At 64.6% G+C, this 13,818-nt stretch carries 14 protein-coding genes and 1 pseudogene; 6 read left to right on the top strand and 9 right to left on the bottom strand.

Annotation, left to right across the window (positions count from 1 at the left end):
- A pseudogene (locus YU9_RS0111400) lies at positions 1-192 on the bottom strand (IS5/IS1182 family transposase); the annotation flags it as partial.
- 223 nt (positions 193-415) lie between these two features.
- Here YU9_RS0111400 and YU9_RS0111395 point away from each other — a divergent pair.
- Together YU9_RS0111395 and YU9_RS48950 are read left to right on the top strand one after the other, a co-directional pair.
- Positions 416-934, top strand: coding sequence for a septal ring lytic transglycosylase RlpA family protein (locus tag YU9_RS0111395; protein WP_027572941.1), 519 nt, complete (start codon positions 416-418; stop codon positions 932-934).
- A gap of 104 nt (positions 935-1,038) precedes the next feature.
- Positions 1,039-1,194, top strand: a complete 156-nt coding sequence (locus tag YU9_RS48950; protein WP_198028231.1) for a hypothetical protein — start codon at positions 1,039-1,041, stop codon at positions 1,192-1,194.
- A gap of 68 nt (positions 1,195-1,262) precedes the next feature.
- Here the strand turns inward: YU9_RS48950 and YU9_RS0111385 are convergent, their stop codons facing one another.
- From YU9_RS0111385 to YU9_RS0111375, 3 genes are all read right to left on the bottom strand, one after another.
- Positions 1,263-1,568 carry a hypothetical protein gene (locus YU9_RS0111385; protein WP_027572940.1) on the bottom strand — a complete coding sequence of 102 codons (306 nt, stop codon included), beginning with the start codon at positions 1,566-1,568 and terminating at the stop codon, positions 1,263-1,265.
- 83 nt (positions 1,569-1,651) lie between these two features.
- Positions 1,652-1,924, bottom strand: coding sequence for a hypothetical protein (locus YU9_RS0111380; RefSeq protein WP_027572939.1), 273 nt, complete (start codon positions 1,922-1,924; stop codon positions 1,652-1,654).
- Positions 1,925-2,058: 134 nt separating this feature from the next.
- Positions 2,059-4,743 carry an alpha/beta hydrolase fold domain-containing protein gene (locus tag YU9_RS0111375; protein WP_027572938.1) on the bottom strand — a complete coding sequence of 895 codons (2,685 nt, stop codon included), beginning with the start codon at positions 4,741-4,743 and terminating at the stop codon, positions 2,059-2,061.
- Positions 4,744-4,972: 229 nt separating this feature from the next.
- On the opposite strand from YU9_RS0111375, the gene YU9_RS0111370 reads away from it, so the two are divergent.
- Both YU9_RS0111370 and YU9_RS0111365 read left to right on the top strand, forming a co-directional pair.
- Entirely contained in the window at positions 4,973-5,182 is a 210-nt protein-coding gene (locus YU9_RS0111370) for a hypothetical protein (RefSeq protein ID WP_036017229.1), read from the top strand.
- A 65-nt stretch (positions 5,183-5,247) separates the two neighbouring features.
- A complete protein-coding gene (locus YU9_RS0111365; protein WP_027572936.1) occupies positions 5,248-6,720 on the top strand; it encodes a carboxylesterase/lipase family protein in 1,473 nt (490 codons plus the stop codon).
- Positions 6,721-6,727: 7 nt separating this feature from the next.
- Here the strand turns inward: YU9_RS0111365 and YU9_RS0111360 are convergent, their stop codons facing one another.
- Complete coding sequence (locus YU9_RS0111360) at positions 6,728-6,907, bottom strand: hypothetical protein (RefSeq protein ID WP_027572935.1); 180 nt, start codon at positions 6,905-6,907, stop codon at positions 6,728-6,730.
- 156 nt (positions 6,908-7,063) lie between these two features.
- Between YU9_RS0111360 and YU9_RS0111355 the strand changes: the two genes are divergently transcribed.
- Positions 7,064-7,861: a class III extradiol ring-cleavage dioxygenase gene (locus YU9_RS0111355; protein WP_027572934.1), complete on the top strand. Its 798-nt coding sequence runs from the start codon at positions 7,064-7,066 to the stop codon at positions 7,859-7,861.
- A gap of 275 nt (positions 7,862-8,136) precedes the next feature.
- Here YU9_RS0111355 and YU9_RS0111350 read toward each other — a convergent pair whose 3' ends face one another.
- Genes YU9_RS0111350 through glgC form a run of 3 tightly spaced genes read right to left on the bottom strand, consistent with a single transcriptional unit; the run spans position 8,137 to position 11,148 of the window.
- On the bottom strand, positions 8,137-8,397 hold the full coding sequence (locus YU9_RS0111350; protein ID WP_027572933.1) for a SemiSWEET transporter: 261 nt from the start codon (positions 8,395-8,397) through the stop codon (positions 8,137-8,139).
- A 37-nt stretch (positions 8,398-8,434) separates the two neighbouring features.
- Positions 8,435-9,889 (bottom strand): glycogen synthase GlgA, encoded by a 1,455-nt coding sequence (gene glgA, locus YU9_RS0111345; protein WP_027572932.1) that lies wholly within the window; start codon positions 9,887-9,889, stop codon positions 8,435-8,437.
- Positions 9,886-11,148: a glucose-1-phosphate adenylyltransferase gene (gene glgC, locus YU9_RS0111340; RefSeq protein WP_027572931.1), complete on the bottom strand. Its 1,263-nt coding sequence runs from the start codon at positions 11,146-11,148 to the stop codon at positions 9,886-9,888. The genes glgA and glgC overlap by 4 nt, the downstream gene beginning before the upstream one ends.
- A 333-nt stretch (positions 11,149-11,481) precedes the next feature.
- On the opposite strand from glgC, the gene YU9_RS0111335 reads away from it, so the two are divergent.
- Positions 11,482-11,907 (top strand): hypothetical protein, encoded by a 426-nt coding sequence (locus YU9_RS0111335; protein ID WP_027572930.1) that lies wholly within the window; start codon positions 11,482-11,484, stop codon positions 11,905-11,907.
- 538 nt (positions 11,908-12,445) lie between these two features.
- Here YU9_RS0111335 and YU9_RS0111325 read toward each other — a convergent pair.
- The gene (locus tag YU9_RS0111325) at positions 12,446-13,426 is read right to left on the bottom strand and encodes an ABC transporter substrate-binding protein (protein ID WP_027572929.1); all 981 of its coding nucleotides are present in this window, start codon (positions 13,424-13,426) and stop codon (positions 12,446-12,448) included.
- Between the last annotated feature and the right edge of the window lie 392 nt (positions 13,427-13,818).

Below are 13,818 nucleotides of genomic sequence, written 5' to 3'. Positions count from 1 at the left end.
CGCCTTCAACATCACCAGCCGCGGGTACGGCGGCGCCCCGCGCTCCGGTTCCGGCAGACCGCCCAGCACGTGCTCCACCGCGGTCCAATCCACCAGTTCGCTGATCCGCCTCAGCACCGGATTGCCTTTTCCACGCCGCGACGACGCCAGCGCGTCCGCAAAGCTCGGTTGCCCCACCTGCCGATATGCCATTCCCATCCCCTCCAATCCGTCTAGGGAATCGCAGATTCGCGAATAATGCAAAGCTCTCGCAAGCGGGAGAGGGAGCGCACGTCTGTCCCGATTCGAAACACGCCACTGTGGTGGAATCGTCACAGCTGATGCGAAACGGCCGCAGCCCCAGAGCCGCTTTTGTTCCGACAAGGTTCTGCCCTCATTGCCCACCGAAAATCCGCCCCGTTCGGAGGGGCGTACCATGTCTCGCATTGCACGTGCCGAAACTGCTCGGATTTCCCTCGCAACCCCGTGCCGGCTGCTGCTCGCCATCGCCGGAGCCGCCTCGCTCGCCGCTTGCGCGCAGTCGCCGGTGGGTCGCCAGAAGGCCGATCTCGCTGCTACCGGCCGGCAGGCCGCGGTGGAGCGCCCGCACAGGGTGGCGGCGCTGCATCCACGCCCGATCAGCCGGGCGCGCGCCGTCGACGGTGACGCAAAGCGGACGGCTTCGCACGGCGTCGCCAGCTTCTATTCGGATACGGAAACCGCGAGCGGCGAGAAGTTCGACAAGAACGAGTTGACCGCGGCGCATCCCACTCTGCCGTTCGGCACCAAGCTGCGGGTCACCGATACCTCCTCCGGCCGCTTCGTCACCGTCAGGGTCAATGATCGCGGACCCTTTGTTCGCGGGCGCGTGGTCGACATCTCCCCATCCGCGGCCGAGGCGCTCGGCATGGTCGACAAGGGCATCACCAATGTCAGGCTCGAGGTCGTGCGATAGCGCGCCACTCGTCGAGGCCAATGCGGTGCGCTTAACCGGCTGTTAGCGGCTTCTCAAGCACCATGGCTGCCCACACAATTCCGGGCTTTCGGGGGAGGCGGCGCTTGAACACGATCCAGCATCTCGAAGATCAGGCGGCGCGCGCCGAGCGGCTCGCCAAACGGATCACGGATACGCTGACGATCGAGAAGCTCCTGACCTTCGCGGGCGAACGCCGCCGCGAGATCGAGGTCATCGCCGGCAAGCACCGCCGCGCTTAGCTCTGGCGAACCCTGCGGCAAGCGCATTCGCCTTGCTTCCCTGTCTGCGCAATTGAGACCACGCCCGCTCAGCGGTGGCTCTCGACGAAGTCGCTGAGATAATCGGGCAGCTCTATGCCGTAGATGTCGCAGCGCGCACGAATCTCGCCAGCGACGTCGGTCGAGATGTCCTTCATCCAATGCTCAAGCGTATTGAACGAGATCACCTTGATCGGGTCGTTGAAGCATCCGGCGACAAGCTCGCCGATGGTGGCTTCGAGATCGCTGCGCTCGATGCGGATTTCGGTCGCCTCGTCGCGGCGATCGATCACCACGAAGAGGGTCTCGTCTGCGCCGTACGGTACGATCGGTGATGATACGTCGGCGTCAAGCATGTGAGGCGCTCGCGTCTTTACTTCCGATCCCTGACAACGGGAAAACCGTAAGAAGGTTCCTGCTCGCGTGCTTGTGAAGGCTGTCAGAGAAATTCTCTCAAGCGCGATAGCTCGATGACGTGCTCGGGTGAAAGTATCTCCGTGACCAGCGGTGGCTGCGCCGCCGTACGTATCTCGTAGAGGTGCCGGGTTGCCGCCGGCTTCTGCATGAACGCCGAGATGCAATCGTCGAGCGTGCCCTCAATGACCCGATAAGGCTCCCGGTCCGGCCGTCGCTGGTTTGCAAGTGACGGCCATTTCTGCAGCACCGCAAGCGCGCTGAAGTCGACCTTTGAATCCCCGACCGCGTCCCCCATCGCCTGCCTCACGCAAAAGACGGCCCCAGCACACAAATCCGCGTGCCGGGGCCCACACATTTATCGCTGCATCTCAATGCCACGATCACTCAACGCGGCAGCCGGGAAAAGGTTCCTAGCCGCCTTGTCGCTCCTCAGCTCGCGGCGGCCGCGATTCTGTGCCCCGGGCTGTCATGCCCCTGGCTGCTCTCGTGGTGGCTGAGCTCCTGCGGCAGTCCGGCGAAGCGCCGCAAGGCGCTGGCCATCTGCACCCGGCCCGACACGCCCGTGATCACCACGTCGACCATGGTGAAGGAGGAGTGGAAATGGCCGCGCGCCCTAAGCTGCTCGACCGGGACGCCTGCGGCCTGCATCGCCTCGGCATAGGCGACGCCCTCGTCCCGCAACGGATCGAACTCGCAGGTGACGACGAAGGCCGGTGGCAAGTTTTCGACCTTGCCGCGCAGCGGCGAGACCCGCGGGTCGGTACGGTCGGCCGGCGAGCAGTAGATGTCCCAGAACCAGTACATCAGCGAGCGCGTCAGGAAGTAGCCGGTCGCATTGTCGTTGTAGGATGGGCGATCGAAGGTGCAGTCCGTGACCGGGCAGATCAGGAGCTGGCCGGCGATATCGGGCCCGCCGCGGTCGCGCGCGAGCTGGCAGGTGACGGCGGCGATGTTGCCGCCGGCGCTCCAGCCTGCCACCAGCACCGGGCCCGGCCTGCCGCCGAGCTCGGCGGCGTGCTCGGCGATCCAGCGCGTGGCCGCATAACCGTCCTCGGCGGCGGTCGGGAAGCGATGCTCCGGCGCGTGGCGATAGCCGACGCTGACGAACATCATGCCGGTCCTGCGCACCATGTCGCGGCAGAACGGCTCGTCCGACTGCTCGTCGCCGAGCACCCAGCCGCCGCCGTGGAAATAGACCACGACCGGATGCGGTCCTGCTGTTGCGGGCTTGTAGACACGATAGGGCAGCGGACCGTCGGCACCAGGGAGGGTGCCGTCGACAATCTCGCCGATCGGCCGTCCGGCGGGGCGGCCCTTGTTGAACTCGTTGACGAAAGCGCGCGCGCCTTCCGCGCCCATCGACTCGATCGGCGGCAGGTTGAGCGAGGCGAGCAGGTTGAGCACCAGCCGCACGTCCGGCTGCAGGCGCACGACCTCGCCGTCATTGCACTGCGCCGCGCCGTTCGGGCCGGTGAGCCTGAAGCCGAGCATGCCGCGGCTGACCACCTCGTCGCAGATGCTGCGATAGGGGCCGACGCCGCCGGTATAGGGCATCAGTCCCTGCACCTTGCCGGGCACGTTGGCGCCCGTGTACCAGGTGTTGGCGAGCCGGTGCAGCGTCAGCATCGAGCAGTCCGCCATATGCCGGCCCCAGCCGGCCTGCGCCGTCTCGGTCGGCTCCATCGTGGTGAAGCCAGCGTCGCGCAAGGCTGCGAGGCGGTCCACCACCCAGTCGACATGCTGCTCGATCGACACCGCCATGTTCGACAGCACCGACGGGCTGCCGGGCCCGGTCACCATGAAGAAGTTCGGGAAACCTTCGACCGTGAGGCCGAGATAGGTCTGCGGCCCCTGCGCCCAGACGTCGGAGAGCGACCTGCCGCCGCGCCCGGTGATCGGATGCACGGCACGGATCGCACCGGTCATCGCGTCGAAACCGGTTGCGAACACGATGACGTCGAGGTCGAAGCTGCGGCCGTTGGTGGAGATGCCGCTCGCCGTGATTGCCTTGATCGGCTCCTGGCGCAGATTGACCAGCGTGACGTTCGGCCGGTTGTAGGTGGCGTAATAATTGGTGTCGAGACAGGGACGCTTGGCGCCGAACGGATGGTCATGCGGGGTGAGTGCCGCGGCGGTTTCAGGGTCCCTGACGGCGGCGCGGATCTTTTCGCGGATCAGGTCCTGGACGATCTTGTTGCCGTCGACGTCCACGGCCTGGTCGGCCCAGAGCTGCGTCAGGATGTGGACGAGGTCGCCGGCCGCCCAGGCACGTTCGAACCGCTCGCGGCGCTCGGCATCGCTCAATTGCCAGCTCACGACCGTCTGCTGCGGATAGGGCACGCCGGCCATCGACTGGCGCGCCTGCTCGCGATAGGCGGCGCGGTCGCCTTGCAGCAGGCTCATGCGATCGGAGGGAGCGGGACCGTTGTGCGCGGGCAGCGCGAAATTCGGCGTGCGCTGGAACACGGTCAGATGCGCGGCCTGTTCGGCGATCAGCGGGATCGACTGGATCGCCGACGAGCCTGTGCCGATCACGGCGACGCGTTTTCCCGCGAGATTGACGCCGTCATGCGGCCAGCGCCCGGTGAAATAGACCTCGCCCTTGAAGTCCTTGACGCCGTCGATCTCCGGCGGCTTTGGCGCCGAAAGGCAGCCAGTGGCCATGATGTAATGGCGGCAGGCGACCGGTGCGCCATTGTCGGTGGTGATGAGCCAGCGCTCGGCGGCCTCGTCCCATCTGGCTTCGGTGACCTTGGTCTTGAAGCGGATGTCGCGCCTGAGATCATAGCGGTCGGCGACGAAGCCGAGGTAGCGCAGGATCTCGGGTTGGGTCGCGTATTTCTCCGACCATGTCCATGCCGCTTCGAGCTCCGGATCGAACGTATAGCTGTAGTCGATGGTCTGGATGTCGCAGCGCGCGCCCGGATAGCGGTTCCAGTACCAGGTGCCGCCGACATCGCCGGCCTCTTCGAGGCCGACCGCTGAGAAGCCGGCCTTGCGCAGGCGATGGAGAAGATAGAGGCCGGCAAATCCGGCGCCGACCACGGCGACATCGACCTGCTGAGCGGTTCCGCGCTCATCGGAGGCACGTGTGGCAACCATCGCGTCAGACATGGCATTCCTCCCGTATGTTTTGTTTTGCCGGCAGGCTATCGCCGCAGGTTCAGCTTGTCATTACAGCAAGTGCAATCCCCGGTGGTCGTTTGCGGCGGCATCGTGACCGCGCGAATGTTGCGGCACCACACGCACCGCGATGCACAATGGCCGTGATCGCCCGGGGTAATCAGACCGCATCCTTCTGTGTATGCTTGCGCTTACAAGCCACGCGTAGCGGCTGGGCGTCATGACAGAGTTGAGTGAGCGCACCAAAGCGAACATGGACGTCGTCCTCGAGGAGACGTGCCGGCAACTGCCGCATGGTGGCGATCACGACAGCCGCAGATTCATCGCCGAGCGCCTGATCGAGGCGGCGCAGTCCGGCCACTCCACCCTTGGCGAGCTCGGCATCATCGCTCGCCGCGCGCTGGCGGAGCTGAAGGGCAAGGGCAGCTAGGCGAGGCTTGCTTCGCTGACGACTCTGGACATAACCTGCCGGTCCCCTCATCGAGATCCTCCAAGATGCGGTGCTTGCTTGCACTTGTTGCGGCTTCCGCAGTCCTGTGTTGCGCACGATCGGCCGTGGCGCAGCCGGTCGGACAATTCCCCTTCGCGTTGACGCGTGAAGGGCAGATGCTCGGCGCCGTGGAAGGCGAGGTGGCGTCCTTCAAGGGGTTGGTTTACACGGCGCCGCCGGTCGGCGCGCTGCGCTGGCAAGCGCCGCAGCCGACGACCGAAAGTTCGGAAATGCGCACCGCCTACGACTACGGCGCGCCGTGCCTTCAACCGTCGCGGCCGGAGGCGAGCGAGGATTGTCTGACGCTGAACGTGTTCCGTCCTTTCGGGGTCGACGGTCCATTGCCGGTGATGGTGTTCATCCATGGCGGCGGCTTCGTCTCGGGCACCGCGAATGATCCGCTGTTCGATGGCGCCAAGCTGGCGCAGGCGGGGCTCATCGCGGTCACCGTGAATTATCGCCTTGGCGCGCTCGGCTGGCTCACGCACCCCGCGTTGTCGGACGACAGCTCCGGAAATTACGGCCTGATGGACCAGATCGCCGCACTGCATTGGGTGCACGACAATATCGCGGCCTTCGGCGGCGATCGGGGCAATGTCACTTTGTTTGGCAGCGATGCAGGCGCGACATCGATCGCGCTGCTGATGCTGTCTGCGCAAGCGCGCGATCTCTTCCAGAAGGCCATTCTGCAATCGGTGCCCGGCCGCGCACGCTTGCGCTCGGTGCAAGAAGCGGAGGCGGTGGGCCGGCAGTTCGTGGCCGCGCTTGGGCCGAAAACAGATTTGCGCGCAGCCGAGCCGCGGCGCCTGCTGGCCGCCGAAAAACAATTGCTGGAGAAATCGCCGCGCAGCTTCGCGCCGATGATGGATGGACGTCTGGCGACCGAGGAGGACCTTGCCTCGGGCTTTGCGGCCGGACATCAAAGCCGCATTCCCTTGATCATCGGCTCGAACGACGACGAGACGGGCTTGGAGAATGAGTCCGATATCAAGGAGGAGCTTGCGCCGTCCGGCATTGCCAGCGACGAACTACGCAAGCTCTATCCCGATCTCGCCAGACCCTCGGATCTCGCGGCAAGGTTTTACACCGACAAGATCTTCTCGGAACCGGTGCGACTGCTGGCCCGCCTGCACGCCGCAAGCGGCGCGCCGACCTTTCGCTACCGTTTCGCCTATGTGCCGGAGGCCAGGCGCACAAATCCGGAAGTCGGCCACGGAAGGGAGTTGCAGTTCATCTTCGGTGCGGAAGGCGTGCCTGGCGCGGGCATCTTGTCGCGACGCGATCGCGCGGTCGCAAACCGCATGCGCGCCTACTGGATCAATTTCGCCAGGAGCGGCGATCCCAATGGTCCCGACCTGCCGCGCTGGGACGCGGCGGGCGGCGATCGCCTGCTGCTAATCACGAACGATCGCATCGCAAGCGGAGACGATCCATTCGCGGAGCGTCTCGATCGACTCGCAGGTGATGGCAGGAAATGAGCTGGATTTAAGCCGCGAGCTCGACGCGGGGCGCCGGGCTCAGCCGGTCTTCTTCGAGATAGTCTATCGCGCCATCCTTCTCGACGGCATAGAACTGCTGGCCTTCCCTGGACTTGAAGGCAGCGCGGACGACACCGCGGCGGCCCTTGTCACTGTTGACGACGTCCCCCAGCGCAAACTTCCTCATCTCACGTCTCACTTGTCTTCGGGCCGACTGCTTCGGCCACACCGGGGATTCTGGCCGGCAAATCGTTAACGACTTGCTAACCATGCTGCTTTGCCTATGCTCACCGCAGCTCGTGCGGACAGCTCGCACGCGCCTGTTGTCAACGAGACGAGCCCCATGACGCGATTTCCAACTCTGTTCCTGTCGCATGGCGGTGGCCCCTGGCCCTTCATGGAGGACAGGCGGGTACAATATGCCAGGACTGCCGAGGCGTTCGGCCGTCTGCCGCAGCTTCTGCCGGAGAGGCCGAAGGCCGTGCTCGTCATCACCGGCCATTGGGAGGCCGACGACTTCACGGTGTCGACCTCGCCGCATCCGCCGATGGTCTACGACTATTACGGTTTCCCCGAGCATACCTACCACCTCAAATATCCGGCGCCGGGCAAGCCCGAGCTCGCCGCGCAGGTGAAGGCGCTGCTGAAGCACGCGGGCTTCGATTGCCGCGAAGATCCCAACCAGGGCTTTGACCACGGCACCTTCGTGCCGCTCGGCCTGATGTATCCGAACGCCGACATGCCGATCGTGCTGCTCTCGTTGAAGTCGAGCTATGACGCGGCCGAGCACGTCAAGGTGGGGCAGGCGATCGCACCCTTGCGCGACGAAGGCATTCTGATCGTCGGCAGCGGCCTGACCTATCACAACATGCGCGGCTTCAACCGGCCGGAGTCGAAACCGGTCTCATATGATTTCGAGGCCTATCTGAACGAGGCGATCAGCAGCCCTGATGCGGCGCGCCGCAATGCCATGCTGGTCGACTGGGAGAACGCACCTAGCGCACGCCTGGCGCATCCACGCGAGGACCATCTGTTGCCGCTGATGGTGGCGGCTGGCGCTGCCGGCAGCGACGTAGGCAAGCGCGTCTTCGTCGACGAGGTCGCGAATGTGGCGATGGCGTCGTATGTGTTTGGCGGGTGACTTCCTTCTCCCCTTCTGAGAGCGCGACGAGATTTGTTCGCGCTTGCGATGACGAGAGAGTTCGCACCAGCTCATCCCCGTCACCCTGAGGTGCGCGCTCTGGGCGCATGGGCGCCGCTGAGCAAGCCTCGAAGGGCGACGGCCCGGCTGCATCTCGCCGTTCATCCTTCGAGGCTCTGCATGCGGTGCTGCGCACCGCTCGCGTCGCACCTCAGGATGACGGAGCGGATTTGCGAGACCCTCCCTGCCGGACGCGAGCAGAGGCGAAGAAGGCCTCACCCGTAGCGCAGCTTCATCACCAGGATGCCGCCGGCGAGCAGCATGGTGATGGCGTTGGCGGCGACGAGCGGCGCATCACCCGAGAGCAGGCCGTAGAGGAGCCAGAGCGCCAGGCCCAGCACCATGACCAGGAACATGCCGAGCGAGATGTCACCGGTGGAGCGGGTCTTCCACACCTTGATGGCCTGCGGCGCATAGGCCACGGTGGTGCAGGTGGCGGCGGCAAAGCCGATGAGCTTGATCATGAGGGGTTCCATGCCGGCTCTATAGCATGGATTCGACGTCGGTCATGACTCACGCGCGGGCTGTCATGAGATCGCGATACAGCGCAGCATAGTCGCCGGCGCGGTTGCGCCAGGAGACGTCGCTGGCAAGGCCGCCGCGTTGCAGCCGGCGCCAGGTCAGCTTGTCGTGGAAGACGGTGTTGGCCTTGCGCAGCGTGCCGGCGAGGGCATCGGCCGTCACGGGGCCGAACTTGAATCCGGTGGCATCGTGGTTGGACGCATCGGCCTCGCCGATATCGACGATGGTGTCTTCGAGGCCGCCGACGCGGGAGACGATCGGGACAGTGCCATAGCGCAGCGCGCAGAGCTGGGTCAGTCCGCACGGCTCGAACCGCGAAGGCACGATCAACGCGTCCGAGCCCGCTTGAATCAGATGCGCCAGAATCTCGTCATAGCCGATCACGACGCCGATCCGGCCGGGGTGGGCGCGGGCCGCAGCCTGATAGCCATCCTGCAGATCGCGCTCGCCACTGCCGAGCAGTGCGAGCTGCATGCCTTCGCGCAGGATGGTCGGAATGGCCTCGAGCAGGAGGTCGAGCCCCTTCTGCCACGACAGGCGGCTGATGACGCCGAGCAGTGGTGCTTCGTCGGAGGGATCGAGGTTGAACTGCTGCTGCAGCACCGCCTTGTTCGCGGCGCGGAACGTCAGGTCCTCGGCGCCGAAGCGGTAGGCGATGTGCGGATCTTCCTGCGGATTCCACACCGATGTGTCGATGCCGTTGAGAATCCCGCTCAGCACGCCCGAACGTTCACGAAGCAGACCGCCGAGCCCCATGCCGCCTTCGTCGCTCTGGATTTCCTTCGCGTAGGTCGGCGATACCGTGGTGATGCGATCGGCGAATCGCAGGCCGGCCTTCAAGAAGCTGATGCCGCCGAAATATTCCAGCGCCTGAACGTTGAACGAGTCCCAGGGCAGGCCGATCGATCCGATCAAATCAGGCGCGAACTTGCCCTGATAGGCCATGTTGTGAATGGTCATCACGGTGCCGGGCCGCGGACGATTGTCGTAGTGCAGATAAGCCGGCGCGAGCCCCGCCTGCCAATCGTGGGCGTGCACGATATCGGGCACGAAGGCCGGGACGAGGCCGCGGCCGATATCCGCGGCCACGCGCGACAGCGCGGCAAAGCGCACGCCGTTGTCCGGCCAGTCGATGCCCTCAGTGGTGACATAGGGGTTGCCCGGCCGCGCATAGAGATGCGGCACGTCCAGCACGAACAGATCGAGCCCGTCATACGAGCCCGCCAGCAGGCGCCCGGGGCCGCCGAAATAATCCGGCCAGCGCCGGAGTTCGTCTGCGCCTGACAGCAGGCGCATCACGTCGGGATAGCCGGGCATCAAGGTGCGCATCTCGACGCCATGCGCCTTCAGCGCAGCCGGCAGCGCGCCGGCGACATCCGCAAGGCCGCCGGTCTTGACGAGGGGATAGACTTCAGAAGCGACCGCGAGGACGCGAACAGGCGTCATGTATTGAGCCTGTCGATCATCGGCTGGGTGATCAGCGAGATGCCCTGCTCGGTGGTGCGGAAGCGCTTCCCGTCAAACTCGGGATCCTCGCCGACGACGAGCCCCTCCGGAATCTCGACGCCGCGGTCGATCACGACGTTCCTCAAGCGAGCACCGCGGCCGACATTCACATAGGGCATGATCACGGCGTTCTCGACATTGGCGTAGGAGTTGATGCGCACGCCGGTGAACAGCAACGCGCGGCGCAGCGAGGCGCCCGAGATGATGCAGCCGCCGGAGACCAGCGAGCTCACCGCCTGTCCTCGCCGGCTCTCCTCGTCATGGACGAATTTCGCCGGCGGCGTGATCTCGGCATAGGACCAGATCGGCCAGGCGCGGTCGAACAGGTCGAGCTCCGGCACCACGTCGGTGAGGTCGATATTGGCGGCCCAATAGGCGTCGACCGTGCCGACGTCGCGCCAATAGGCGCGGAGATCGCTGCCGGAGCGGACGCAGGAGGTCGAGTACTGGTGCGCCATCGCGCGGCCATTCTTGACGATGTAGGGGATGATGTCCTTGCCGAAATCGTGATTGGAGTTCGGGTCTTCGGCGTCGCGCTTGAGCTGGTCGAACAGGAATTTCGCGTCGAACACGTAGATGCCCATGCTGGCGAGCGAGATGTCCGCCTTGCCGGGCATCGGCGGCGGATCTTTCGGCTTCTCCAGGAACGACTGGATCCAGCCGTTCTCGTCGATATGCATGATGCCGAAGCCCGAGGATTCCGTCCGCGGCATCTCGAGGCAGCCGACGGTGACGTCGGCGCCGCTCTCGACGTGCTGGCGCAGCATCACCTCGTAGTCCATTTTGTAGATGTGGTCGCCGGCCAGCACCACGATGAAGCGGCAGGCGTGGGATTCGATGATGTCGATGTTCTGGTACACCGCGTCCGCCGTGCCGACATACCACATGGTCTCGGAGACGCGCTGGCTGGCGGGAAGAATATCAAAACTCTCGTTACGTTCGGGGCGGAAGAAGTTCCAGCCCATCTGAAGGTGCCGGATCAGGCTGTGCGCCTTGTATTGGGTTGCGACCGCGATACGGCGGATGCCCGAGTTCACCGCATTCGATAGCGCGAAATCGATGATGCGGGACTTGCCGCCGAAATAGACCGCCGGCTTGGCGCGCCGGTCGGTCAGCTCCAGCAGCCGGCTGCCGCGTCCTCCGGCCAGGACGAACGCCAGCGCCTGGCGGGCAAGCGGCTCGGGTCTCGCGGCACTCATGTCATCCTCCCACAACCCTGGCGCTCGCGAGAAGCCTCCCGGCCGCGCACATTGGAACCGATAGTAATGGCACGAATAGTAAATCGTGAAGGTGGTTGTTGGTTGCGAATGCACGGGAAGCTTAATGCTTTGCCGGGTGATCGGGCCTCAGGCGCCGTCGCACGCGTGTCACAGGCGGCGAGGTCTTCGATCCACGCCGGGCACCAATTGATCAGAACGGAGGCATGCGTCTTGTGCGGTGCACGCAAATTCCAGGCTTTGACTTGGCGCAAGGATGCCCGATCATGACGCTGCGATCCTTTTCCAAGCGAAAGGTCAGACAGGAGTAAGACGATGAGGATCTGGAAGACGGCAATTGCCTGTTCGCTGGCCGGCGTGGTCATGGCGGGCCAGATCGGGCAGGCCACGGCGGGCCCGATGCCGACCAACGTCGCGACGATGAAGGCTGCGGCCGGCGACAACGTCGCGCAGGTGCATTGGCGCGGCGGCGGATGGGGCTGGGGTCTTGGTGGTCTCGCGGCCGGCGCGATCATTGGTGGCGCCATCGCGGCCGGCGCCCCTTACGGCTACTATGGCGGTCCATATTACGGCTATGGATATCCGGGCTACGGTTATGGCTATGCCCCGGCGTATTACGGTTATGGCTACGGGCCGGGCTATGCCTATCCGCGATACTATCGACCCTATCGTCCGTACTACAGCTATGGCTATTATCGGCCGTACCGCGTCTATCACCGTCGCTATTACAGCTATTGGTGAGCACCGCGCGGCTAGAACGAGAGCCACACGATCAGGCTCATGCATGCTAAATGCATGAGCACGATCGCAGCGAGATGCAGTGGGCCGGGCTTGAGGCGAAGCTTGCGCATTTGGCCGCGCTTTGCCTTGTTGGATTTACCTATTGCCGCGAGCACGGTGCGCTCCCTCCCCCGCTTGCGGGCAGGGCTATCGCATATGGCTTTTTGAAAGACGTGAGCGCACGCCTCGTCCTTCGAGACGACCGTTACGCGGTCCCTCAGGATGAGGCTAAATGGGCATCGGCGCCCGCCAAACCAGCTGCCACACACTCCGCCCTCATCCTGAGGACCGGCCGGAGGCGGGCGTGTAAGAATGCGCCGCAAGGAAGACGCCATCAAATGCGATAGTCCTGCGCTTGCGGGGAAGGTCGGGGAGAGGGTGTCTCTGCAATGGGACAATCCCCTAGAGGAGAAAGCCCTCACCCGGCGCGTTGCGCCGACCTCTTCCGCAAGCGGGAGGGGTCGAGCGAGGCTGCCGCTCCATCGGAGAACCATCTCACCTAATTCGATCCCGCGGCCGCAGCCGTGAAGCTGCGGTCGACGGCTTTGCTCACGTCGAGCTTCTTCGGCAGGATGCCGTAACGCGTCGAACGGTCGGAGGCTTCCTGCACCTCCTTGACCACGCTCTCGTCGATCACGATCGGGCTGGTGCGCTGCGCGGTATAGGCCGACAGCAGTACGTCTTCCGGCAGCTTGGTCAGCTCGGCCGTGTTCTTGGCATATTCGGTGAGGTGATCCAGCGACCACAGCCGCGCCTTGTTCAAGCGCTGCACGAGGTCCTGCACCGCCGCACGCTTGGTGGCGATGGCGTTGTCGGAGGCGACGATGAAGGTGATGGTCGGCGTCAGGCCTTCGCCATCGGCGATCACACGGGCCTTGTCTTTCAACGTCGCGAACGAGACGTAAGGCTCCCACACCGCCCATGCATCGATCGAGCCCGCGACCAGCGCGATCTTGGCATCGACCGGGCCGAGCGGCGCGAAGGTCGCATCCTCCAACTTGATCCCTGCCTTCTCCAGCGTGGCGTCGATCAGGAACTGACCCCAGCCGCCGCGCGTGCCGGCAAGCCGTTTGCCCTTGAGGTCTGCCGCCGATTTGATCGGCGAATCCTGGCGCACCAGGATGGCTTGTGTTTTCGCGTCTGACCGCGTGCCGCCGATCGCCTTGATCGGCGCGCCCGCCGCATAGACCGAAAGAAACGAGAGATCGCCGGTGTAGCCGACATCGAGCGCGCCGGCGTTGAGTGCTTCGAGGATCGGCGCCGCCGCGGGGAATTCCGACCATTCGATCCTGTAGGGCAGGTCCTTCGCATAGCCGGAGATTTCGAGCAGCGAGCGGTTGCCGCCTTTCTGGTCGCCGACGCGCAGCACGACGGCGTCGGCCGCAAGCGATGCCGCGGCGGTCGACAAGGTGATGGCGGCGGCGAGAAGCGATGCCGCAAGCCGGCGCGTGATGGAATGGTCGTGGGAGTTGATGCTCATTGGATCCGTCTTCTTGCGTCGCTCACGATGCGTGAGCGGACGATGCAGCGAGACGATCAAGTCTATGAGCGCGCCATGCACAGTCAATGAAATGACCAACCGTATTGCGTGCGCGATCGGCAAGGACGTTTCAATGAACGCCGGCTTTCGAGAAATTGCAGCGAGCGCGGCTGATGATGCGCGTGAATGAAGCGGGAGAGGGCGCGCAAGCGCACACTGCTCACCGATGCATCTGCAAAAATCCTTTCATCGTTCCCGCGCGCGGCGATGGAGAGAATGACTTGGCCGCGCGCAACATTCGAAATTCCATTTCATTGACGATGCGACGAGTGCGCCGCATGATTTGCCCATCGCATCAACGCGGCGCGAAAACGCCGACGAAACAATTTGCT

This window comes from Bradyrhizobium sp. WSM1743 (assembly GCF_000473065.1).
Classification (GTDB): Bacteria; Pseudomonadota; Alphaproteobacteria; order Rhizobiales; family Xanthobacteraceae; genus Bradyrhizobium.
This window is presented reverse-complemented; position numbering and strand designations above follow the sequence as displayed.